This is a genomic window from Seonamhaeicola sp. S2-3, from assembly GCF_001971785.1.
Taxonomy (GTDB): Bacteria; Bacteroidota; Bacteroidia; order Flavobacteriales; family Flavobacteriaceae; genus Seonamhaeicola.
Map to the genome: position 1 here is coordinate 1,542,614 of NZ_CP019389.1, position 23,473 is coordinate 1,566,086.

Sequence of the window (23,473 nt, forward strand, 5' to 3'; positions counted from 1 at the left end):
ATTTCCCAATACTTTAATGTATATATCTAAACTGAATATATATCATAAGTATTTTCAACTATCATTGTAATAATAAAAAATTTACTGCAAGGTTTGTGCAGTGGAATCAAATAAATTAGTGATGTCAAAAAAAGTCGAGCTCGATCTAGATTAGACGTAATCTATATTCTTTTTGATAAAAATGTTTAATAATCAAATTTATATTTATGAGAAATTTAGAAAAATTTGGTGTTCTAGAGTTGAACACAAAAGAACTTAATTGTACTGAGGGAGGAACACTAAATCCTTTTGGTCATATTGTAGAGATAGCAGCATTTGGTTTAGGCTTTCATTCTACATTTTGGAGCGCGGTAAAAGAAGCCGCCAACAGTGTGACTGACTCACATTATGATGCGTACCATTAAAAACATTAATGATTATGAAATTAGAATATTTAAATTATGAAGAAAGTATAGCTATCAATGGAGGTAATAACATTGAAGCTGGAAAGGCTGTTGGTGAAGTGGCAGGTAAAGTAGTTGGAGTAATTTTGGGAACTATAGTAACAGCATTACACATATTAACACATGAGATGAGGCCATAATAGACCAATTGATTCACTTAATTTCTAAAAAGAAGCTGTTTTTTAAACAGCTTCTTTTTTTATTCATAATAATCATTAAAAACTATGATTTAAACAAAAACTAAAGATATACTGCAAACTTTTTGCAGTAAACCCATTTAATATTGCCATATAAATACTATTTGTGGCAAGCATAAAAAAATAACAACATGATATAATTAGATTGTATGTTTAGTATCCATAGCATCTAATAAAATAACATAAAACTCCAATGCAACATTGGTTTAAAAGAGGCTTTAAAGCACGCAAGTCAATTATTTTTTCACTGCAAGGTTTGTGCAGTGAATCGGTATAAATTAGAGGCATCAAAAAACAAAGTAAGATCTAGTAAGGTTAAATATAGCCTGTTTGTGATTTGATAAGTTTTGCAAAACGTTAATAAAAAAGTTTAACAATTAAAATTTTATTTTTATGAAAAATTTAAAAAATTTTGGTGTTCAGGAGTTGAATGCTAAGGAAATTAGAGAAACTGAAGGTGGTGGTAGATTTGCAAAATTTGTTGGTTGGTGTTATGGTACAATAGCTAGATATTATAACAGAGGAGGAGTACACACACAATATGGGGTTTAATTAAAAAAATAATATTTATGAAAAATATAGAAAAATATGGAGTTGAGGAGTTGAATGCTATAGAGATTCAAAAAATTAATGGAGGAATTTTGGATAAAGTTCTTAAAGGAATTGCTGCTTTGGTTTTTTGGCATTGGGATAATTGGGATGATATTAAAGCTGGTTTTGAAAGTGCTCAGCAATAAATATCTATATTTTTTTAAGATTGACAGTAATGATTTCATTACTGTCAACCTTTTTTAAATAAAAAATAGATGGGTTCTTTAAATTTAATTTTATGAGTAAATGTATTGTTAAACTCAATATTATAAATACCATTGTTATAATTCTTTTAATCATTTTAGTCATTATTAATGGAGAGTACTTAAGACCCCAATTTAGATATTCACAATTCTTAAACCCAATTTTTGGCTCCTTGCCAAACTTTGTTGGCTCTTTTGTTATTTTTATAATGATATTGAGTACTTTCATAAAAAAAATTCTTGCCAAGAATGAAATAGGTAACATTAAGTACTTGTTAATAATATTTGGATTTTTAGTTTTTTTGTTTCTTACAATTGAGGAATATTTCCCGTTTTTTACTGGAAGTAAAACTTTTGATATTTATGATATCATTGCAAATATGCTAGGAATATTATTTGCTTACATTTTCTTTGTTTTTTTGATAAATAGATGCCTAAAAAAGAAGAGTACTGCATTATAATATTATGATTCTAAAAAGATTAAACTTAAATTCGTATTTGGTTAAATCAAATAGATTATTATTTCTCCTTATTAGTACTTTTTTAGGAGTTGTTATTAATTTTTTTCTATCATTTATTTATTATGATTTATTAGGCATAGATTTAGGTCAGGAAAATGACTCACTTCTTTCTATACCAAAAAATATGCAATTCATTTTAGAAACAAAGAAAAAATATCAGGCTATATATATATATTAGATTCAACTTTTGCAATTATAAAGGCCGAATTTAAACAATCATCTGGTTTTAACCATTTTTTGTTTTCACCAGAGAAGCGTAAGTATTTAAACTACACAGTTACTTATGAACAGGGTAAAGATAGCCTTTGGAGATTTAAACAATCTAATTATAAAACAGCATTTAAAAGGAAAAACAAGGTACTCGTTTTGTCTAGTGAATATGTTACAACTAACATTGAACCAAATTCAAAAAAAATGGCATATTCAGATAAATTTCAATATTCAGATATCCTTTTAAACAAGGAAAAAGTTTACAAGCCAGATTTTTGGAGTAACTACAATATCATTCTGCCAAACGAGAAATACGAAAACTTGTTTAAAACAGCGAACAATATTAATGAAGAAAAGATTAAAACTAAACAAAGAAAGTGGTTAGATTTTCTGCTTAAAACAAAACAGAAAATATTGCTTTCTTGGAGTACCTTAAATACGTCTTCTGTTAATTTAACATTTCAAAACCCAGCCTTAGATATTCAAGAGACTTTAAGTGCATCAAATAAAAACGTCTACGGTTTTTTGTATTCATTATTTTATGAATTTAAACCTAATTTTTTTATTGGGTATACAGGTGAATCTAAAATCTCTAAAAATGGAATCGCTTCTCATAGCATATCGCTTCAAAAACAAATTAATATTAACCCCAAAAAGCGTCCAATTTTCATAACACCAAGTATAGATTTTGGTTATCAAGAATTAAACTGTTTTTTAGGAAACTTCAATACTACCGAAAAACTTTATTTAAACAATAAATCTTTAAATAAAGGAAAAACGTCCGTTTTTTTATCTCAAAGAAATTTTCGTTGCCAACCTAAAATTGCTTTAACTTTAGAAAAAAATAAACGTATTAATTTTATTGTCTCTCTAAACTATAATTTACCTATTTCTAAAAAGGTAGGACTATTATTCCAAGAAAAAGAAGGTTTTTTTCTTTTTAGAAAAAAAACGTTTGTTAAAAACAACAATCATAATCTTAATATTAACCATACTAATGACTTACTGGGAAATGGTTTTAGTCTAAACGCTGGTATCTCGATAAAACTGTAAGTTTCCTTGATAAAGACTCTTGTTTTTGCATATAATCTATACATCTTATTTCACTGCAAGGTTTGTGCAGTGAATCGGCATAAATTAGAGGCATCAAAAAAACAAAAGCCAGACGTGGTAAGGTTAGACGTAACTTAATTGTTTTTACAAAAAGATGTTTGCAAAAAGCTTGCAAACTAAAATGTTTAATTTTAAAATTTGATTTTTATGAAAAATTTAAAAACTTTTGAAGTTCAGGAAATGGACTCTACAGAAATTAAAAGAATTAATGGTGGTGCTATAATAAAGATTTCTGGTATTCTTGATGGAATAAAAGGAAATACTAAAATTTGTTTCTTTTGTAAATAAACCATTGCAAAACGAGGTCTCAATTAAGAGACCTCGTTTCATTAAACAGTAAACTATGAGGATATTTTTTTTAAGCATACTTCTGTTAGTTGGTAATCTTATTTTTTCACAAATAAAGATTGTAGACTCACAAACAAAACAACCTATTGCTTTTGTAGATATCTATTCAGAAAAAGGCGATGTTGTAGGGCAAACCAACTTTAATGGAGAAGTAGATAAAGCACAATTAAACAGAATAATAAATTTAAATGTGGGCTCTTTACATTTTTATCATAAAAACTATGAGGCCAAAAGAATAAGTTTGAATGATTTTTTAAAACTAAAGGAACTTTTGTTAAAAGGTATAGATAGAGAATTTACCAAATTGGATGAGGTTGTTATAAAATCCAAGAGAAAAAAATACATCAAATACACAGCCTATTTTAGAAGCATTCAATTTAATAATAACCAACCCCAATTTTTTATGGATGGCATTGTTGAATATACAGTGCCTGTTAAAAGTTTTAAACCAAAAATCAATATAAAAGCCAATCGGTCTCTATTAGATAAAAAGATAAAACAAATTGATGAAAAGGGAGCGGTACATTTAGGTTTTAATTTGGCAGGAGTAGCTGATATTAAAGATTTTATCAACTACAAAAATTTAGAAAAAAAGTATATATTAAAACAATCAAAAGAATTTGTTGCTATACATACAGACTCGTTTAAAATAGGAGAAATTAGAACTGACCATGGAATGCTGTCTTTAGAAATGCAGGTCTACTCACCTTCTAACCCAAAAACAATGAAGTTTTTTGGAACAGAGTCCGTACTCACAAACTATTCAGTAAATGCTAGTTACGAAGAAGGCTTTGTTGCAAATCAATTAGAAAATTTAAGGTATTTTAAGGAGTCTAGAGCATATAATATTAAACAGAAAAAAGATTTAGAGTATAAACACATAAATGTCATCAATGAGGTCTTTATCCTTAAAAAAGAGAACACTAACGAAAAAGGCAAGAGTAATGCAAATTACTACGGCTTCATAGAGAAAAGTAATTATGAAAGCAAATTCTGGAAAACACTTGATGAAAAAGTATCTCCACTTCCAGGACCTGTAAAACAATTCGTTTCAAATAAGATGGTTGAATAATTATAAGAATTTAATTGTTCCAACTGTATTTTTGCAGTAAACCCCAGTCCATATTGTCATATGAAACTTAACAGCATGATATTACAGACTGTGTGCCTGTATGTTCAGCATCCATGTAGCTAACTATTAACACAAAAAAATCCAAAATATAGTAGGTTTGTAAGAAGTTTTAAAGCACGCAAGTCAATTATTCTTTGACTGCAAGGTTTGTGCAGTGGATTAGCATAAATTAGAGGCATCAAAAAACAAAGAAAGATCTGGTAAGGTTAAATATAGCCTGTTTGTGATTTGATAAGTTTTGCAAAACGTTAATAAAAAAGTTTAACAATTAAATTTTTATTTTTATGAAAAATTTAGAAAGTTTTGGCGTTCAGGAGTTGAACAAAAAAGAAATGAAAGATTTTAACGGAGGCTTTTTAGCTGAATTACTTGCCGCTGCTATATTCATAACAGCAGGAATATTACTTAAGAAGCACTTTGGTCCTCAATAGGTTTTACTGAAATCTAGAATATAGCATTTTTAATTAAATTGAATTATGGTTTTTATTTTAAAAACCATAATTCAATTGTTTAGGTTTATAGCCTCCTCCAACTTAACAAATAAAACAATATATAAATTAAAGTATGAAAATACAATTAAGTATAGTTTGTAAAATGAGTACATATATACTGTTATTATCAATTACTCCTAGTTTAGCCCAAACTACCATTACTGGAAAAATTACAGATAAGCAAAATACACCTATACCTTACGCCCATATTCAAATTGAAAACACCAATTCAGGTACTGTTTCAAACGAAAATGGTTTATTTAAATTAGTGTTTGCTGATAACTCAATAAAACGAACAATTATTGTATCTTCTCTTGGATATCAAAGCAAAAAGGTTGTTTTAGAAGCAGAGAACAACCTTATAGTTCTTTCTCCAGACATCATTCAATTACAATCTGTTACAATTACCTCAAAAAATCCTGCTAAAGAATTAATAAATAATGCTATTCGTTCTATCCCAAATAATTATCCTTTAGTCGAAGAACGCCATTATGGTTTTTTTAGGGAAGTAACCCACTGGAATAAACAAAAGGAACCAATTTATATTGCCGAAACATCTATAGAATCAATAAAAAAATCATATTCTAAAAAACAACTCTCAGGTGATGTTAAACTAGTTGAATTTAGAAAATATAAAAGCACGCAGTTGGATTCTTTGAATACAAGGATTCATGCAGGAGTCCATCATATACATAGATTTGATGTTGTAGCCAGAAGAGAAGATTTTTTACAAAAACTAGATAGGTTTAAATATAAGATTGTTGACACCATTAGTAGACGTGACAAAAATATCTATAAAATTCATTTTAGAAACAAAGAAAAAATATCAGGCTATGTATATATATTAGATTCAACTTTTGCAATTATAAAGGCCGAATTTAAACAATCATCTGGTTTTAACCATTTTCTGTTTTCACCAGAGAATCGTAAGTATTTAAACTACACAGTTACTTATGAACAGGGTAAAGATAGCCTTTGGAGATTTAAACAATCTAATTATAAAACAGCATTTAAAAGGAAAAATAAGGTACTCGTTTTGTCTAGTGAATATGTTACAACTAACATTGAACCAAATTCAAAAAAAATGGCATACTCAGATAAATTTCAATATTCAGATATCCTTTTAAACAAGGAAAAAGTTTACAAGCCTAATTTTTGGAGAAACTATAATATTATATTGCCAAATAAGAAGTATGAAAATCTATTTAAATCAAACAACTTCAAAACCATAAGTAAACAAAAAAAGTGGTTGAATTTTTTACTTAAACTCAAACGAGAAATAGCTCTATCTTGTAGTACAATCAATGTTTCATCATACAATCTTTTATTTGAAAATTCTTCTCTGAATCTACAAGAAACCATAAATTCATCAAATCGAAATATTTATGGGTTATCCTATTCATTATTATATGAGTTTAAGCCTAATTTTTACTTAGGATATCTAGGTGAGGCAAAAATATTTAAAAGTGGAATTTCTTCTCATAATCTTTCATTTCAAAGACAAATTAAAATAAACCCAAAAAGACGTCCAATTTTCTTAACGCCAAGTATGAATTTTGGACATCAACAGCTAGACTATTTTTTAGGCACTTTTAATACAAAGGAAAATCTTAATGTGAATGGAAAATCTTTAAACAATGGAAAAACTTCCGTTTTTCTATCACAGAGAAATTTTCGCTTACAACCGAATTTTGCCTTAAGTATAGAAAAAAATAGGCGTTTAAACTTTCTGTTCTCTATCGGCTATAATATCCCAATTTCCAAAAAGGAAGGCTTGTTATTTCAGGAAAAGGAAGGCTTTTTTCTTTTTAGGAAAAAGCAATTTATTAAAAACAATAGGGAAAGTCTTACTATTAATTACAATGGTAATTTACTAGAAAATAAATTTAGTTTAAACGCAGGTGTTTCAATTCAACTATAATTTCCTCAAAGTTTTAAACTTCATGTTTCGATAGAATATTCATTTCTCTGTTTATACTGCAAGGTTTGTGCAGTGAGTACGTTTATTTTGGCTAAATTAAAACTATAGAACTGGGCGCAGTTTTAAGGTAGACGTAACCCTTTTTAGTTTTAACAAAACAAATGTTTAACAATTAAACTTAAAAATAACAAGCAAAGAGCTATTTTACTGACAATTATTTTGCACCTTTCTTATAATTTAACTGGGTTTTTATATAATGAAGTATTATGAAAAAGATGTTGAAAATATTACTACTGAAAACCACTTTCTACTTTGTTGGTATCAACATTATTCTTTTAATTTTTCATTTAGCTATTAAAGGTGCTCTATTAACAAAGCGTAGATTAATAATTGTTTTATTAATCTCGATTGCAATTGCTCTTTATGAGGTTTTTAAAAAGACAAAAACAATTTCTAAATAAAAATTTGATAAAAAATAATAAATAAACTTCTATGTATAGGTTGGAAGAAATAGATTCGCATAAAACTGAAAAACCACTTAATATCATATTTCGTTTAATCTTATTCGCGATTTCTTATTTTTTTATAGTAGGTATTTTTCAATTTATAGGCTTTTTAGTATCTAATGTAGATTTGAATAATTTAGATGCCTTAAAAACAACTGAACAGCATTTAATTATATCTCTATTTGATTTTGTAGGTAATTTTTTGTTATTGTGGCTCTTTATGAAATATGTTGACAAGGAAAAGTTTATTAAACTTGGCTTTTCAATACAAAATAAAATTAAAGAAATTATTTTGGGTATTCTACTTGGTGTTTTAATCATGGGATTAGGATTTTTAACACTCCTAATGCTAAACGAAATTAGTTTTTATGAGTTTAATTATAACTTTAAAGAAATAATGTACTCCATTTTAGTTTATATTATAGTTGCGTTTGTAGAAGAAGCCATTTTTAGAGGATATATTCTCCGTAATCTTATGATGTCTTCTAATAGTCATTTAGCATTGGTAATCTCTTCTATTTTATTTGCACTAGCGCATGGGTTTAATCCAAATATGGATTGGTTTAGTTATTTAGATCTATTTCTTGCAGGAATCTTATTAGGTATCTCTTATGTTTATACCAGAAATTTATGGTTTCCTATCGCTTTACATTTTAGCTGGAATTTTTTTCAAACCTTATTAGGTTTTAATGTAAGTGGACAAGATTTTTACTCTTTGATAGAGTTTAAGATAGAAGAGAAAAACATATTAAATGGTGGTGATTTCGGTTTTGAGGGTTCAATTTTTTCTATTTTAATTCAAGTATTATTAATTGTTGTCATATTTTTATATTACGAACGAATAAAATCTAAAAAACTTCAAAATTAAACCCCACTGCAAACTTTTTGCAGTAAGCTCATGATAAGTTTTGCAAAACGTTAATGAAAAAAATGTTTAACAATTGAAATTTTAAAAAATTTTGGTATTCAGGAGTTGGATACTGAAGCGCTAAGCCTAATAAATGGAGGTTTAGAAGATCCAAGGGGTGATGATTATAATAGAGTTTTAGGAATTGTATTGTGGCCGTTATATGACATTGGATATTGGTTAGGTAGAATTTAAATCTTATATTCGTAATGGAAAAAATAAATTTAAACTACTTAGGAGTTTCAGAACTTAGTAAAAATGATTTGAAAAACACTAATGGTGGTATTCTTCCCATTATTGTTGGAATAGTAGTATTATCAATTTCTTTAGGATATTCAGATGGAAGAAGAGACAAGCATGCAAATGACTAAAAAAAATAGAGAAATGTTGGCGGTAGTTGTAATTATTGCGTTATTTGCTTTGTATCTTGGTTATATGGATGGCCGATACGACAAAAATACAAGTAAAGAAGATACAACAACTACCATTCAAAATTAATGTTTACTTTATTGGGTGTTTTCTATATAATAATAAAAGAGACTGACTCGATGTGGGTACAGTCTTCTTTTTTATAATAACCTCTGCTTGTATAAGTGTTACAGTTGTGTTATCCTAAATGTAACTATTTAGCGGTCATTGAGTTAAGTAAAAGCCAAAGCGAAGATTAAAGAATCTCAATACAATATAACAATACAACTGTAACAACTAGTAGAAAGCCAAGATACTACTAAACTGAAAGCTGTAGCTTTCGGAGAATTAGACGATGGATGAAAGGTATTATGCAGTTGCAAAGATAGTATTGGAAAATAATCCACAACTTTTAGAATCTTAGGGAAGTTTGTAAGAAGCTAGAACTCCCAAAAGTAAACACATTGGCAAACTCGAACAAGCCACGTTTAAAAGAGGCAGTATCTCACCAAGTGTGTAAAGTTAAAAATATCGAGAGTTTCACTTTTTCTAAAGTTGCACTCTTTTTTTAAGTATAGTTAAAAACTAATTTCAAGTTTTAATGGCCTCGACCATTTTTTTGTGGCCTCTCTAAGCGCTAAAAAAAGTGGACTTCATAATAGCTTCATCTGTAAGGAACGATAGTTTGTTTTTGGTGTATTTTCTAATTTTCCCATTGAGGTTTTCTATAAACTTGTTGTGTAAATGATTTTTATGATCTCCACAGTGAACTCATAAAATACGGCAAGTTTGTCCCAGTTGTCCTGTAGGCTTCCCTAAAAATAGGAACTGTTTTAGCCATGATAATTTCGTGGAGTCAACACAAATCTATTTTAATGGCTTTGGTTAACGTATCTTCGGTTGGCTTTATGTTATTTATTATTATTTGGGAAAAGAAGATAACGAATAAAATCTAAAAAGCTTCAAAATTAAATCCCACTGCAAACTTTTTGCAGTAAGCTCATTTAATATTGCCATACAGATTATGGCAAAAATCACAATAAAACAACACGATATTACAGACTGTGGAGCAGCTTGTTTAGCCTCCATAGCAGCGTATTACAATTTACAAATACCTATAGCTAGAATTAGGCAATATGCAGGCACAGATAAAAAAGGAACCAATGTTTTAGGTTTATTAGAAGCAGCTCAAAAATTAGGTTTTGAAGCCAAAGGTGTTAGAGGTGATTTTGAAAGCTTATTTAAAATACCAAAACCCGCCATTGCTCATATTATAGTAAAAGAACGCTTACATCATTATGTGGTTATTTATGGGATTTCTAAAGCTCATATAACTATTATGGATCCTGGTACAGGTAAACTTCACAAAAAAACTCATGAAGACTTTAAAAAAGAATGGACTGGGGTGTTAGTTTTGTTAATGCCACGAGAAAATTTTGTTACAGGTAATGAAAAAGTGTCCATTTATAAACGATTTTGGTTTTTGCTAAAACCTCATAAGTTTGTTTTAATACAAGCTTTAATTGGAGCAGTAGTTTATACATTGCTTGGTTTTTCAACATCCATTTATATACAAAAATTAACCGATTTTGTATTGGTTGGTAGCAACACCAAATTATTAAACCTATTAGGAGTAATAATGATTTGTCTATTATTATTACAAATAATCATAGGTGTTTTTAAAGATATTTTCCTAATAAAAACAGGGCAACAAATTGATGCGCGCTTAATTTTAGGCTATTACAAACATTTATTAAAGCTCCCCCAACAGTTTTTTGACACCATGCGGGTTGGTGAGATAATTTCCAGAATTAATGATGCTGTTAAAATACGTGCATTTATAAATGAGGTGTCTCTGAATTTAACGGTTAATATTTTAGTACTTGTTTTTTCATTTGGGCTCATGTTTTTCTACTATTGGAAACTAGCACTTATTATGTTATTGGTTATTCCTTTATATGGGCTCATCTATTTTATCACCAATAAACTCAATAAAAAAACAGAACGTACCATTATGGAACGTAGTGCTGATTTAGAAAGTCAGTTGGTAGAATCCTTAAATGCTGTAGGTACCATAAAACGATTTGGATTAGAAAGTTTTGCTAATATTAAAACAGAAATTAGGTTTATAAACTTATTGAAGGTTGGTTATAAATCAGCTTTAAATTCTGTATTCTCAGGTTCTAGTTCTAATTTTATTGCTCAATTATTTACAATTATTCTCTTATGGTGTGGTTCTTATTACGTTATTGAAAGAGAAATCACCGCAGGTGAGTTGATGTCTTTCTATGCCATTATAGGCTATTTTACAGGACCAGTAGCTAGTTTAATAGGTTCAAACAAGCAAATACAAAATGCACTTATTGCAGCAGATAGACTTTTCGAAATTATGGATTTAGAACGTGAGGAATCTGAAAACAAAATAGAACTAACAAATGAAACTATTGGAGACATCAATTTTAAAAATGTTAGGTTTAGATATGGAACACGTGTAGAGGTTTTTAAAGATTTTAACCTAAGAATTCCTAAAGGAAAAATAACTGCTATTGTTGGCGAAAGTGGCTCTGGAAAATCAACATTGATGTCTTTACTTCAAAACATTTACCCAATACAAAATGGTCAAATCAATATTGGTGATTTAGATTTAAAATATATAGATACAGAAAGTTTAAGAGCGTTAGTGAGCGTAGTACCCCAAAAAATAGATCTTTTTGCAGGAAATGTTATTGAAAATATTGCTGTGGGAGACTTTGCTCCCAATATGGAGCGTATTATGCGTATCTGTGAATCTATTGGCATTTTAGAGTTTATAGAAACCTTACCCAATGGTTTTGCTACATATCTAGGAGAAAATGGCGCTTCTTTGTCTGGAGGACAAAAGCAACGTATTGCTATAGCTAGAGCATTATATAAAAATCCTGAAATATTGGTTTTAGATGAAGCAACTTCTTCTTTAGATAGTAAATCTGAAGACTATATCCAAAAAGCTATTAATACCTTAAGAGAAAATGAGAAAACTATTATTGTTATAGCCCATAGGTTGAGTACTGTTGTAAATGCCGATAAAATTGTGGTATTAGGTAAAGGTGAGGTGTTAGAAGAGGGTCCACATCAAGAATTGTATGATAAAAAAGAATATTATTTCAACTTATGGCAGCAACAAATACCCGTTTTAAGTTAAACTAATCTAGTTTTTTAACTAATAACCAAGCGTTTCTATTATGGGTGTTTTTAATAGCTCTTAATGCTTTTAAAGCCTCAAGCCTATCTTCATAGCTACCATATACAACTTCGTGCAAACCATATTTGTTAACACCAATTTTTCTAGCCTTAAAACCTTCTGCTTTTAGTTGCTTTATTTTTTTAATGCAATTTTCTTCAACTCTAAAAGCTCCTGCCACAATATGGTATTTACCTGTTTGTTTAGTAACTTTTAAATTAATAGCAGGCAATGGATTTAAACTAAAAGTAGCTTGTTGTATTTTGTTTTCTAATTCTTGAGCGGCTTCTTCTTGTGCTAATTGGTTATGCGTTTTAACATCATTTACATAATAATTAGAAACAGCAAAACCACCTAAAGTTAGAGCAATTAAAGCTACAGCAGCATATTTTAAATAAGATTTAGATTTACGTTTCTCTGTAGTAATTGCAATAGGAACAACTTTTTCAAGTGCTTCAACTTCTTTTTTGTAAACCTCTCTGTTAACAGATGGTGATACAAACTGAGACAACCCAAACGAATCTGTTAAATAATTAAGATGATATGTAGGTTCAAACAAAATTTTACCTTCATTATTTAAAGCTATTTCACCTATATTTTTAAAGGTAAGCGTTTCACCTTGAGTTAAAAAAGACTTTAATATTTTAACACGTTTAGCTATTTTTTTATTAGCTTCTTCAAAAGGAATTTTTTCAATATCAGCAATATAATGTGCTAATAAGCCATCATTTTTTTGAATTTGCTCATTAAAAGATAAACTTTTACTGGGAGCAGAAAACGTGTTGGTAGAATCATCAATATAAGCCGATTTACGTTGCGTTAAAAAAGCTCCAAACTCTGGAATAGTAACACACTCGTATCGGTATAATAAGTCGCTAATGTAGGTTTCAAGTTGCATGAAAACAAAGTTAAAAAAATTAGTTTTACTTTAAAGCCTACTCAAAACTATTTATTAACAAACACAAGTATTTTACCATTTATAGATTGGGGTTTACATTTTAATTAAAATTGCTTTTCTTGTAGCTAAAAATTTTATTTGTACAAATGACTGAAAATGATTTGCTTTACACATTAGCGCTTCAACACATACCTAAAATAGGAGATATTACAGCTAAAAGGCTTATTTCTTTTTGCGGGTCGGCAGAAGCCGTTTTAAAAGAAAAAAAGCAAAATCTTATTAAAATTGATGGCATTGGTTTATCAATATTAGAAGGAATTCATAGTTCTAATCACTTAAAGGCTGCTGAAAACGAAATTGAATTTATTAAAGCCAACAATATAAGAGTTACCTATTTTAAAGATGAAAGCTACCCCGAACGGCTAAAACATTGTATTGATGGGCCTATTTTATTGTTTCAATCTGGAAATATTAATTTAAAAAATCATAGAATAATTAGTATTGTTGGCACTCGTAAAATTACCACTAATGGTATAGCCTTTTGCGAAAAACTAGTAGAACAATTAATACCCTATAACCCAGTAATAGTTTCAGGGTTTGCTTACGGAACTGATATCACAGCGCATAAAGCAGCTATAAAAAATAACTTGCAAACTGTGGGCTGTTTAGCGCATGGGTTAAACCAAATTTACCCAAAATCTCATAAAAAATATATGGTTGATGTAGAACAAAACGGAGGCTTTTTCTCAGATTTTTGGAGTACAGATGTTTTTGATAGAAATAATTTTTTAAAGCGAAATAGAATTATAGCCGGATTAAGTGAAGCCACTATTGTTATTGAATCTGCCGAAAAAGGAGGAAGCTTAGTAACTGCCGATATTGCCAATTCTTACAACAGAGATGTTTTTGCCGTTCCTGGTAGGGTTACAGATACCCAAAGTATTGGGTGTAATAATTTAATTAAACAACAAAAGGCTTTGTTGCTTTCAAACCCTTTAGATGTTCCGTATATTTTAAATTGGCAGTTGGAAGACAAACCTAAACCTACCGTACAAAAACAATTATTTGTAGAGCTTGATGCTACTGAAAAATTAATATATAATTACTTAAAAGAAAACAATAAACAACAACTAGATATTATTGCGTTAAATTGTAGCCTACCTATTTTTAAAGTATCAAGTACCTTATTGAATATGGAGTTAAAAGGGGTTGTTAGGCCTTTACCAGGGAAAATGTTTGAGGCACTTTAATACCCAATTTTTGTTCTTACTCTATTTAAAACTTCATTAGCAACTATTTTGGCTTTTTCAGCACCAACAGAAAGCACCTTGTCTAGCTCATTAAGGTTATTCATGTAATAGTGATATGTTTCTCGTTGTTTGGCAAATTTTTCAACAATAAGCTCATACAAGGCTTGTTTAGCGTGCCCATAACCATAATTACCGTTTTCGTAATTAGCTTTCATAGCGGCTATTTGCTCATCTGATGCTAATAATTTATAAATAGCAAAACAATTACAAGTACTCCAGTCTTTAGGTTCTTCAAGCGGTGTGCTATCTGTTTGAATACTCATAATTTGCTTACGCAGCTTTTTATCATTTAAAAATATATTGATGGTGTTGTTTCTACTTTTACTCATTTTTTCACCATCAGTACCAGGAATAAGCATGATGTTTTCCTGTATTTTTCCTTCGGGTATTACAAAGGTTTCTCCCATTTTATTATGAAAACGAGAAGCAACATCACGAGTCATTTCAATATGCTGAAGTTGGTCTTTACCAACGGGAATAATATCGGCATCATACAATAAAATATCTGCAGCCATAAGCATAGGGTAGGTAAATAAGCCAGAGTTAACATCGTCTAATCTATCGGCTTTGTCTTTAAAACCATGTGCAAGCGTTAAACGTTGGTACGGAAAAAAACAACTTAAATACCATGATAATTCGGTAACTTGAGGCACATCGCTTTGTCTGTAAAATACTGTTTTTTCTATATCTAAACCAAAAGCTAACCAGGTTGCAGCCACAGAATAGGTGTTATTACGCAATGTTTCTGCATCTTTAATTTGTGTAAGTGTATGCAAATTTGCAATAAATAAATACGAATCGTTTTCTGGCTTTTCAGCCATTTTTATTGCAGGTATAATTGCGCCTAAAATATTTCCTAAATGCGGTGTTCCTGTACTTTGTATACCAGTTAGTATTCTTGCCATAATTAATTTTAATGTGCAGGCAAAGGTAATTTTTTTAATAGAAATGCTCAATACAATTGTGTATTTTTGACCAGAATGATTGTTTTTAAATATATTTTCTGGACACTTTACCGCATTTGGTTTTACATTCTTGTGGCGGTACCTATTATAGTATTGTTTCCTTTGTTGTTGTTATCAATTTCAAAGGAATCATGGTATCCTTTCTTTTTTAAATTGGCGCGTTTTTGGGCTAAATTTATTTTAATAGGTATGGGGTTTAGATGTTCTTTTATAAAAGAGGAAGTTCCGGTAAAGGGAAAAAGCTACATGTTTATAGCAAATCATACGTCTATGGTAGATATTATGTTGATGTTAGCATCAGTTAAAAATCCTTTTGTATTTGTAGGTAAAAAGGAATTGGCAAAAATACCGTTGTTTGGGTTTTTCTATAAACGCACTTGTATTTTAGTAGATAGAAGTTCTGTTAAAAGTAGACAAGCAGTTTTTTTAAGGGCTCAAAGAAGGCTTAAGCAAGGTTTAAGTATTTGTATTTTTCCTGAAGGTGGCGTGCCAGAGGAACATATTGTGCTAGATAACTTTAAGGATGGTGCTTTTAGGTTAGCTATAAATCACCAAATTCCAATAGTGCCTTTAACGTTTGCCGATAATAAAAAACGATTTTCTTATACATTTTTTAGTGGTGGCCCTGGTAGAATGCGGGTTAAAATTCATAAATTCTTATTAACTCATGGCTTAACAGTTGAAAATACTAAGTGCTTAAATGAAAAGGCTAGAATGTTAATATTGAATCAGTTAAAAACTTTTAATCAATAAAAAACTGCTCTGGGAAGGAGCAGTTTTTTTGATAATGGTTTCCGAGCTTAATTGAAAACTCATTACCCAGATCTAACCAAAAACCTAGAATTTTATAGCAAAACCGGTATATACGCCTATAAAATAGGGAGTAAAATTACCAGATGTATTATTAAATGTATTGAATTGATATTTAAACATGGGTTCTAAATTCAAATCTATTTTTTTAGTAAATTTATAATTAAGTCCTAAACCAAAATTGGCACTATAGCTTACTTTATTTAAGTTATTGGCTTCACCTAAGAATACTCTAGAACCAGTTTCTGTTTCAGAATATATTTCGTTGTCATTTAAAAAGAATGAACTAAACCCACCAATAACATTAAGACCAAGTTTTTTATTAATTACAGCATATTGAATTTCTAAAGGTATTTCAATGTAACCAAATGCTTGGTTAATAGTTGTGTTGGTTGAGGTTAAAGATTGTGGTGCTTTATTTATAGTAGCTTCACTTACCAAAGAAACATTATTAGAGGCTGTGCTATTACTACTAGTACCTTCTTTAACGTTTCTTAAAGAACTTTGAACTACACCAGCTGTATTAACTATAACAACGTCATTAGTATTATATCCTAAGTTTAACTTATTAATACCAGTACGTATACTTACTTTATTATTTAATGCGTAACTAGCAGATATACCATAACTCATATTAACTTCGCCAGTTTTAGAGTTGTTATTAAATTGTGGATCTAAGGAAGAACCTTGCCCTAAGGTATTAAAATAAACAGGAGCTGCATTGGGTGTAACTGCCCACCGTGTAGGTTTTTTGGTTTCTTCTAAAAGTTCATTGTTTTCTTCTAAAGCTTCTTCAATAGTAAGAGGTGCTTTTTCTTCTTTATTCTCAGCAACAGTTTGGTTTTGCTTTTCTGTTACTTTGTTTTTTGTTTGGGCTATACTGTTGTTTTTTGTTGATTTATTTTGAAGAGTATCAGCGTCATCAATTTCTTCGTTAGGTTTAATACTTGCCAAAGCATTATTATTTATGTTGTTCTGCGTTTTATTCTGATTATTGGTTTCTTTTGATTTTGCAATAGCTTTGTTATTCTGATTATTGGTGAAGTTGCTTTTTAATTTTTTATCAACACCATTATTGTTTTTTGTTTTTGTTTCTGAACTTTTGGCAATAGATGTTTTGTTTTCTGGAACAGAATTGTTTGAAGGAGCTGGGGCTTCATCTAATTTTTCAAGGGCTTCATTATTTTCTTTAGAATTAGAAATAGCAGAATTTTTCTTGTTTAACTCATTGGGTGTGTTTGAGTTTTTTAAGTCTAAGGAATGGGTGTTATTGTCTTCTTCAGTTACTACCTCAATAGGGTCTGTATTACTACTTTTATTAAAATAAAAACCGCCTATTGTCAGTGAAAGCAAAAGTAATGCTGCAACACCTGCATAGCGCCACCAAATAGGGATAACTCGTTTTTTCTTTTTCTTGTTTAGGTTAGCTTCTATGTTTTTCCAAACAGCATCACTTGGAGTAGCTTCAAAATCTTTAAAACTTTCTTGAAATAACCTATCAATATGTTTTTTATCACTCATTTATAATGATTGTAAACTTTGAGACAATTTGTAATCTTTTATATTTTGTTTCAAAATCTGTCTTGCACGCGCTAAGTTAGATTTTGAAGTGCCTACATTTATGTTTAGCATGTCTGCTATGTCTTTATGTGAATATCCATCAAGTACATAGAGGTTAAAAACCAACCGATACCTATCTGGTAATTCTTGAATGATTTGTAAAAGAAAATCTAAAGAGAAGTTTTCATCATCATCAACTTCAATTGCTTCGTCTTCAATGTTGTTTTCATTTACTATATCAAAAACTTTATCATTTCTGTACCTTTGTAAAACGGTGTTTACAGTAATGCGTTTTATCCAGCCTTCAAAAGAACCTTTATGTTTATATTGCCCTATTTTGTTAAAAATTGTAAGAAATGCATCTTGTAAATTATCTTCTGCTTCGGCATAATTGCGCGAATACTTTAAGCAAATGGAGAACAACTTACTTGAAAAAAGTTTGTATAATTCTCCTTGAGCTTTAGTATCATTAATTTTACAATTTTCTATGAGTTGGTTTAAACTCAAACTGAAACATTCATTAATTAACACTTAACTTTTATTCAACTACAGGAACCTCAATAGTTAAAAATTGACTTTCACCATTATTGTCTTCGCCTTGCCAAAACTTAAAAATATAGGGACCATTATTGGTTACAATAAAATTTAAGTCTACTTCAACAATTTTATTATCCAAAGCTTCACAATCATTACGTTCAAAAACATAATTTATGGGTGCAATAATTACTTCATTTGATTCTTCTAAATAATAAAAATCATAAAAAGCATAACATGTAGATGGTTTTAAATATGAAATTGTTAAATCATAAGCCTTTCCTGAAATAAATTCAGATGGAATTGTCACACTCTCAACTGGGGAGATTTCAAAAAAGAAGCCATTATCATTAGTTGTGCTACATGATTTTAAAAAAAACAAAGCTAATAAAAGTGGAATAATTCTTTTCATAGCAAATGGTTTTAGGGTTAAATACATGTTTTAACCTATAGATGCTACTGAGGTAGAATGGTTGCGTACGAAAATAAAAAAATCCCGATAATTTCGGGATTTTATATGGTTTTTATGAAGTTACAATATCTCTAACTTTGGTTTCAAGTTCTTCCATAAGTTCAGGATTATCTTTTATTAGGTTTTTAACGGCGTCTCTTCCTTGACCTAATTTAGTGTCTTGATAGCTAAACCATGAACCACTTTTTTTAATAATTTCATTATCTACAGCTATGTCTAAAATTTCACCTACTTTAGAGACACCTTCGCCATACATAATGTCAAACTCGGCCATTTTAAAAGGTGGTGCTACTTTATTTTTCACCACTTTTACTCTTGTTTTATTTCCTGCAATACTACCATCAGTATTTTTTATTTGGGTAGAACGTCTAATGTCTAATCTTACCGATGCATAGAATTTTAAGGCGTTACCACCGGTTGTGGTTTCTGGGTTACCAAACATAACACCAATTTTCTCACGTAATTGGTTAATAAAAATAACAGTACAATTAGTTTTACTAATAGATGCTGTTAATTTACGTAATGCTTGAGACATTAAACGCGCATGAAGCCCCATTTTAGAGTCGCCCATTTCGCCTTCAATTTCACTTTTTGGTGTTAAAGCGGCAACCGAATCTACTACTACAATATCAATAGCACCAGAACGAATTAAGTTATCTGCAATTTCTAAAGCTTGTTCGCCATTATCAGGTTGAGAGATAATAAGGTTATCAATATCAACACCTAGTTTTTCGGCATAAAATCTATCAAAAGCATGTTCTGCATCAATAAATGCGGCAATACCACCAGTTTTTTGAGCTTCAGCAATAGCGTGAAGTGTTAGTGTGGTTTTTCCCGATGATTCCGGACCATAAATTTCTATTACTCTACCGCGTGGATAACCACCAACACCTAAAGCAATGTCTAATCCTAAAGACCCTGATGAAATAGCATCAACATCTTCTACTGCGGCATCACTCATTTTCATTACAGTGCCTTTACCGTAGGCTTTGTCTAATTTATCTAATGTAAGCTTTAATGCTTTTAATTTTGCTTCTTTTTCGCTACTCATTTATCTGTTTTTTTTCTGAAGTTTTATATGCTAAAATACTACTTCTTTTTTCACAATACAATTTTTATTACGCAACCTTTTTGTATAATTTGCATCTAGTATTAAAGTGGGAAAAACTTTGCTATGAAATAAGCCTACTAAGTTATAACTAAAACTAACTCAATTCTGACTGGAAAGCACTTTATGCCTCTAAAGTGCTTTTTCCTTTTTATTTTAAAAAACACTAATTAAGCTTACCACAAAATCAATGCTATTAATATAGTATTAAAAGCCTTACCTTTGCAAAATCTAAAAAAAGTAAGTCAGGTATTTTTAGAGCAAATAAAAAATTATGCAACAGATTGAATTAATGGCACCTGCCGGAAATTTTGAGTCGCTTCAAGCTGCGTTAGATAACGGAGCTAATTCAGTGTATTTTGGAGTAGAGCAACTTAATATGAGGGCAAGAGCATCGATAAATTTCACTTTGGATGATCTTGAGGAAATATCAAGAAGATGCAAAGAAAAAAATGTACGCACTTATCTTACCTTAAATACCATTATTTATGACCATGATTTATCAATTGTAAAAACATTGATAAAAAGAGCAAAAGAGGCAGATATTACTGCTGTTATTGCTATGGATCAAGCAGTAATTGGTATGGCTAGAGAACAAGGTATGGAGGTGCATATTTCTACTCAAATAAATATAACAAACATTGAAACTGTTAGGTTTTATGCTATGTTTGCCGATACTATGGTGTTGAGTAGGGAGTTGAGTTTACGTCAAGTAAAAAAGATTACAGAGCAAATTGAAAAGGAAGAAATAAAAGGACCATCAGGCAGATTGGTAGAAATTGAAATTTTTGGTCATGGTGCACTTTGTATGGCTGTTTCTGGTAAGTGTTACATGAGTTTACATTCTTATAACTCTTCTGCAAACAGAGGTGCTTGTAAACAAAATTGCCGAAAAAAGTATACCGTAATAGACCAAGAATCTGGTTTTGAAATGGAGCTAGATAATGAATATATCATGTCTCCTAAAGATTTATGTACTATAGATTTTCTAGACCAAGTTGTTGATGCAGGTATTAAAGTTTTGAAAATTGAAGGTAGAGGTAGAGCACCAGAATATGTAGCAAAAGTAATTAAATGCTACAGAGAAGCTATAGACAGTGTTGCAAACGGTACTTACAATAAAGAAGAAGTTATTTCTTGGATGCAAACTTTAGAAACCGTTTATAATCGTGGTTTTTGGAGTGGGTATTACCTAGGGCAAAAACTAGGAGAATGGAGCAAAGGTTCTGGTTCTCATGCAACCCAAAAGAAAGTATACATTGGCAAGGGTATGCACTATTTTCCAAAGCCAGAAATTGGCGAGTTTAAAATAGAAGCTTATGATCTTAAAATAGGAGATACTATTTTAATAACAGGCCCTACTACAGGAGTTAAAGAGTTAAATATTGAAGAAATGTTAGTTAATGATGAAAAATTAACAACAGCATCAAAAGGAGACTCGGTTACTATTCCTTTAGGATTTAGAATAAGACCTTCAGATAAGCTTTATAAAATTGTAGAAAACAAAGTGGAGGCTTAATGGTAGTAGTTACTTTGCAGCGCGAAAAGTGTATTGGGTGTAATTATTGTGTAGAATTAGCACCCAACCAGTTCCAAATGTCTAAAAAAGATGGAAAAAGTGTGTTGCTACATTCAAAAGAAAAAAAAGGCTTTTACACTATAAAATCTCAAGATGAATTTATTTTTGAAGACTGTGATAAAGCTGCCAAAGCATGTCCTGTAAAGATTATTAGTGTTAAAAATGTTTAGTTTTTAATGTAATTATAATAATCTTATCTTTACAAATCGAATTTAAATATGAACCGTCATTCGTAATAATTTAATTATTAACGAATTCAATATAAAAAAATATGGCTTGTGCAAGCTGTTCAACAAAAGATGGCCAACCCAAAGGCTGTAAAAATAATGGTACTTGCGGAACAGATAGTTGTAATAAACTAACTGTTTTTGACTGGTTATCAAATATGTCGCTTCCTAGCGGCGAGAAACCCTTTAATTGGGTAGAAGTTCGTTATAAAAACGGACGGAAAGAATACTACCATAACCCAGAGAATATTTCACTTAGTATTGGTGATATTGTGGCTACCCAAGCAAAAGCAGGTCATGATATTGGTATGGTTACCCTTACAGGAGAATTAGTGCGCGTTCAAATGAAACGCAAAAATATCTCTGATAATGTTGAAGAAGGGCTTAAAATTTATAGAAAAGCATCACAAAAAGACATAGATATTTGGCAAAAAGCTCGTGATAGAGAAGAGGCTATGAAGGTAAAAGCCCGCCAATTTGCAATAGATTTAAAGTTGCAAATGAAAATATCTGATATAGAGTTTCAAGGAGACGGTAGTAAAGCAACTTTTTACTACACAGCCGAAGAACGTGTAGATTTTAGAGAACTCATTAAAGTATTTGCACGTGAGTTTAGAACTCGTATAGAAATGAAACAAGTGGGTTTCCGTCAAGAAGCTTCAAGACTTGGCGGCATAGGCTCTTGCGGAAGAGAATTGTGTTGTTCAACATGGTTAACAGATTTTCGTTCTGTAAGTACATCGGCAGCGCGTTATCAACAACTATCATTAAATCCTCAAAAATTAGCAGGACAATGCGGTAAACTAAAATGCTGTTTAAATTATGAATTAGACACTTATTTAGATGCCTTAAAAGATTTTCCAAAATCAGACACCAAACTTCAAACAGAAAAAGGTGTTGCCGTTTGCCAAAAAACCGATATTTTTAAAAGACATATGTGGTTTGCCTACGACGGCGAATGGAATAATTGGTATAAATTAACCACAGAACAGGTTAATGAAATTATTGATTTGAACAATAAAAAACAAAAAATAGCAAGTCTTGAAGAATATGCTGCAGACCTTGCCGATGATACTAAAACAGAGTTTGAGAACGTTGTAGGTCAAGACAGTTTAACACGTTTTGATAATCCAAAACCTAAAAAAAGACGTAAAAACAATAGGAACAGAAAGAATAACCGAAACAGAAGTAAAAACAAAAGAAAACCTCAAAACAGTAAAAATGCGGCAAAATAATCTTTCGACTGTGTTTAAGGCAGGTATTTGGCTATTTTTTTTAATTTTTTCTTTTGTATTGGTTTCATGTGATTCTAATAGGGTATTTGATACGTATAAGTCAATTCCCAAAAAATGGCATAAAGATTCTATTGTTAGCTTTAAAATAAATCCACCAGACTCAACAAATGCCTACAATTTATTTGTTAATTTAAGAAATACAAATGCTTACAAATACAATAACTTGTTTTTAATTGTTGAAATGGTTTTTCCGCATGGGAAAACAATAAAAGATACTTTAGAGTATAGAATGGCAGATCCTAGTGGCAAGCTACTAGGAACCGGATATACCGATGTTAAAGAAAATAAACTCTGGTATAAAGAACGTGTTGTTTTTAACGAAACAGGAGAGTACACGGTAAACATTCAACATGCTATGAGAGAAAGTGGTAAGGTAAATGGAGTTGTTGAATTAGAAGGAATTACCGATGTGGGTTTTAGAATTGAAAAACCAGTAACCACCAAATAAAAATAGAGAATCAATTGTCACACTAAGCCTAGGCTAAGTGTTTTTAATATTTTAAG

24 protein-coding genes and 1 pseudogene are annotated in these 23,473 nt (G+C 30.2%); 18 read left to right on the top strand and 7 right to left on the bottom strand.

Annotation, left to right across the window (positions count from 1 at the left end):
- The first annotated feature begins 206 nt into the window (after positions 1-206).
- The 11 genes from BWZ22_RS07200 (at position 207) to BWZ22_RS16480 (ending at position 8,954) form a co-directional block, all read left to right on the top strand.
- Entirely contained in the window at positions 207-404 is a 198-nt protein-coding gene (locus BWZ22_RS07200) for a hypothetical protein (protein ID WP_076698974.1), read from the top strand.
- Between the two features lie 8 nt (positions 405-412).
- Positions 413-583: a hypothetical protein gene (locus BWZ22_RS16590; RefSeq protein ID WP_157607929.1), complete on the top strand. Its 171-nt coding sequence runs from the start codon at positions 413-415 to the stop codon at positions 581-583.
- Between the two features lie 450 nt (positions 584-1,033).
- Positions 1,034-1,192, top strand: coding sequence for a hypothetical protein (locus BWZ22_RS16595; protein WP_157607930.1), 159 nt, complete (start codon positions 1,034-1,036; stop codon positions 1,190-1,192).
- A 17-nt stretch (positions 1,193-1,209) separates the two neighbouring features.
- Positions 1,210-1,377 carry a hypothetical protein gene (locus BWZ22_RS16600; RefSeq protein ID WP_157607931.1) on the top strand — a complete coding sequence of 56 codons (168 nt, stop codon included), beginning with the start codon at positions 1,210-1,212 and terminating at the stop codon, positions 1,375-1,377.
- A 992-nt stretch (positions 1,378-2,369) separates the two neighbouring features.
- Positions 2,370-3,218, top strand: a complete 849-nt coding sequence (locus BWZ22_RS07215) for a hypothetical protein (protein WP_198027661.1) — start codon at positions 2,370-2,372, stop codon at positions 3,216-3,218.
- A 207-nt stretch (positions 3,219-3,425) separates the two neighbouring features.
- Positions 3,426-3,566, top strand: a complete 141-nt coding sequence (locus BWZ22_RS16605; RefSeq protein WP_157607932.1) for a hypothetical protein — start codon at positions 3,426-3,428, stop codon at positions 3,564-3,566.
- 55 nt (positions 3,567-3,621) lie between these two features.
- Positions 3,622-4,698, top strand: coding sequence for a hypothetical protein (locus tag BWZ22_RS07220; RefSeq protein ID WP_076698980.1), 1,077 nt, complete (start codon positions 3,622-3,624; stop codon positions 4,696-4,698).
- A 344-nt stretch (positions 4,699-5,042) separates the two neighbouring features.
- Complete coding sequence (locus BWZ22_RS16610; protein ID WP_157607933.1) at positions 5,043-5,189, top strand: hypothetical protein; 147 nt, start codon at positions 5,043-5,045, stop codon at positions 5,187-5,189.
- A gap of 163 nt (positions 5,190-5,352) precedes the next feature.
- On the top strand, positions 5,353-7,170 hold the full coding sequence (locus tag BWZ22_RS07225; protein ID WP_076698982.1) for a carboxypeptidase-like regulatory domain-containing protein: 1,818 nt from the start codon (positions 5,353-5,355) through the stop codon (positions 7,168-7,170).
- Positions 7,171-7,671: 501 nt separating this feature from the next.
- Positions 7,672-8,544 carry a CPBP family intramembrane glutamic endopeptidase gene (locus BWZ22_RS07235; RefSeq protein WP_232225241.1) on the top strand — a complete coding sequence of 291 codons (873 nt, stop codon included), beginning with the start codon at positions 7,672-7,674 and terminating at the stop codon, positions 8,542-8,544.
- Positions 8,545-8,792: 248 nt separating this feature from the next.
- Positions 8,793-8,954 (top strand): class IIb bacteriocin, lactobin A/cerein 7B family, encoded by a 162-nt coding sequence (locus BWZ22_RS16480; RefSeq protein WP_083692228.1) that lies wholly within the window; start codon positions 8,793-8,795, stop codon positions 8,952-8,954.
- Positions 8,955-9,569: 615 nt separating this feature from the next.
- On the opposite strand, the pseudogene BWZ22_RS16880 reads toward BWZ22_RS16480, so the two are convergent.
- A pseudogene (locus BWZ22_RS16880) lies at positions 9,570-9,803 on the bottom strand (transposase); the annotation flags it as partial.
- Between the two features lie 212 nt (positions 9,804-10,015).
- Between BWZ22_RS16880 and BWZ22_RS07245 the strand changes: the two are divergent.
- Complete coding sequence (locus BWZ22_RS07245; protein ID WP_076698986.1) at positions 10,016-12,172, top strand: peptidase domain-containing ABC transporter; 2,157 nt, start codon at positions 10,016-10,018, stop codon at positions 12,170-12,172.
- 1 nt (position 12,173) lies between these two features.
- Here BWZ22_RS07245 and BWZ22_RS07250 read toward each other — a convergent pair whose 3' ends face one another.
- The gene (locus BWZ22_RS07250; RefSeq protein WP_076698988.1) at positions 12,174-13,109 is read right to left on the bottom strand and encodes an SPOR domain-containing protein; all 936 of its coding nucleotides are present in this window, start codon (positions 13,107-13,109) and stop codon (positions 12,174-12,176) included.
- A gap of 146 nt (positions 13,110-13,255) precedes the next feature.
- On the opposite strand from BWZ22_RS07250, the gene dprA reads away from it, so the two are divergent.
- Complete coding sequence (gene dprA / locus BWZ22_RS07255; protein ID WP_076698989.1) at positions 13,256-14,359, top strand: DNA-processing protein DprA; 1,104 nt, start codon at positions 13,256-13,258, stop codon at positions 14,357-14,359.
- Here the strand turns inward: dprA and trpS are convergent.
- The gene (gene trpS / locus BWZ22_RS07260) at positions 14,356-15,324 is read right to left on the bottom strand and encodes a tryptophan--tRNA ligase (RefSeq protein WP_076698991.1); all 969 of its coding nucleotides are present in this window, start codon (positions 15,322-15,324) and stop codon (positions 14,356-14,358) included. The two genes, dprA and trpS, sit on opposite strands and share 4 nt — an antisense overlap.
- Positions 15,325-15,399: 75 nt before the next feature.
- Here trpS and BWZ22_RS07265 point away from each other — a divergent pair, with 75 nt between their 5' ends.
- Positions 15,400-16,137 carry a 1-acyl-sn-glycerol-3-phosphate acyltransferase gene (locus tag BWZ22_RS07265; protein ID WP_076698992.1) on the top strand — a complete coding sequence of 246 codons (738 nt, stop codon included), beginning with the start codon at positions 15,400-15,402 and terminating at the stop codon, positions 16,135-16,137.
- 84 nt (positions 16,138-16,221) lie between these two features.
- Here the strand turns inward: BWZ22_RS07265 and BWZ22_RS07270 are convergent, their stop codons facing one another.
- The 4 genes from BWZ22_RS07270 to recA all read right to left on the bottom strand — a co-directional run bounded on the left by BWZ22_RS07270 (position 16,222) and on the right by recA (position 19,811).
- Positions 16,222-17,715: an outer membrane beta-barrel protein gene (locus BWZ22_RS07270; protein WP_076698994.1), complete on the bottom strand. Its 1,494-nt coding sequence runs from the start codon at positions 17,713-17,715 to the stop codon at positions 16,222-16,224.
- Positions 17,716-18,261, bottom strand: coding sequence for an RNA polymerase sigma factor (locus BWZ22_RS07275; RefSeq protein WP_076698995.1), 546 nt, complete (start codon positions 18,259-18,261; stop codon positions 17,716-17,718). It lies immediately after the preceding gene.
- A gap of 31 nt (positions 18,262-18,292) precedes the next feature.
- Positions 18,293-18,700 (bottom strand): hypothetical protein, encoded by a 408-nt coding sequence (locus tag BWZ22_RS07280; RefSeq protein WP_076698997.1) that lies wholly within the window; start codon positions 18,698-18,700, stop codon positions 18,293-18,295.
- A 112-nt stretch (positions 18,701-18,812) separates the two neighbouring features.
- Positions 18,813-19,811 (bottom strand): recombinase RecA, encoded by a 999-nt coding sequence (gene recA / locus BWZ22_RS07285; protein ID WP_076698998.1) that lies wholly within the window; start codon positions 19,809-19,811, stop codon positions 18,813-18,815.
- Between the two features lie 331 nt (positions 19,812-20,142).
- Here recA and BWZ22_RS07290 point away from each other — a divergent pair, with 331 nt between their 5' ends.
- The 4 genes from BWZ22_RS07290 (at position 20,143) to BWZ22_RS07305 (ending at position 23,417) form a co-directional block, all read left to right on the top strand.
- The gene (locus BWZ22_RS07290; protein WP_076699000.1) at positions 20,143-21,387 is read left to right on the top strand and encodes a peptidase U32 family protein; all 1,245 of its coding nucleotides are present in this window, start codon (positions 20,143-20,145) and stop codon (positions 21,385-21,387) included.
- A complete protein-coding gene (locus tag BWZ22_RS07295; protein WP_076699001.1) occupies positions 21,387-21,617 on the top strand; it encodes a ferredoxin in 231 nt (76 codons plus the stop codon). Before BWZ22_RS07290 ends, BWZ22_RS07295 begins: the two co-directional genes overlap by 1 nt.
- A 101-nt stretch (positions 21,618-21,718) precedes the next feature.
- Positions 21,719-22,909: a regulatory iron-sulfur-containing complex subunit RicT gene (locus BWZ22_RS07300; RefSeq protein WP_076699003.1), complete on the top strand. Its 1,191-nt coding sequence runs from the start codon at positions 21,719-21,721 to the stop codon at positions 22,907-22,909.
- On the top strand, positions 22,896-23,417 hold the full coding sequence (locus BWZ22_RS07305) for a gliding motility lipoprotein GldH (protein ID WP_076702355.1): 522 nt from the start codon (positions 22,896-22,898) through the stop codon (positions 23,415-23,417). Before BWZ22_RS07300 ends, BWZ22_RS07305 begins: the two co-directional genes overlap by 14 nt.
- The last annotated feature ends 56 nt before the right edge of the window (positions 23,418-23,473 follow it).